Origin of the sequence: Brachybacterium sp. FME24 (genome assembly GCF_014897705.1) — a bacterium.
GTDB lineage: Bacteria > Actinomycetota > Actinomycetes > Actinomycetales > Dermabacteraceae > Brachybacterium.
Genome location: NZ_JABUXV010000058.1, coordinates 1 through 470, shown reverse-complemented (window position 1 = coordinate 470; position 470 = coordinate 1). Strand labels below are relative to the sequence as shown.

The window sequence follows — 470 nt, the reverse complement described above, 5'->3', positions numbered from 1 at the left end:
TGACATCGATCCGCAGATCGCGTCGTGGGCGATACTGGGTTCGAACCAGTGACCTCTTCCGTGTGAAGGAAGCGCGCTACCACTGCGCCAATCGCCCGAAGGTCGCATTCACCCTCGCGGCCCACCCTCTCGAGCGGACTCGAAGAAGCCTACACGAGGTCGAGCGGCCGTCAGGACCACTTCCGGTGTGACCTATGTCGACCTCGGTCACGCCGGATCGCCGCATCATCCCCTGCCCTCAGGCCCCGGCGCGCCCCTCTGCGCGCCTCGCGATCCGACGGTCGCGCCGACCCCGAGCGCCGCGACCGTCGCAGTGCGCAGGCACTGCGGATCCGACCCCCTGCTCGCCGCCGGGCCGCACGCCACAGCCGCCTTCGACCACGCCAGGTGACCTCCGACACTGCAGGCCATCAGCATTTGCACCCCCGGGGCAACCCCTCTAAAGTAGTCCTTCGTCGGCGTCGCCGATG

1 tRNA gene is annotated in these 470 nt (G+C 68.5%); it reads right to left on the bottom strand.

What is annotated here, in order from left to right:
• Window positions 1–25 precede the first annotated feature (25 nt).
• A tRNA-Val gene (locus tag INT51_RS21965) sits at window positions 26–97 on the bottom strand.
• Window positions 98–470 lie beyond the last annotated feature (373 nt).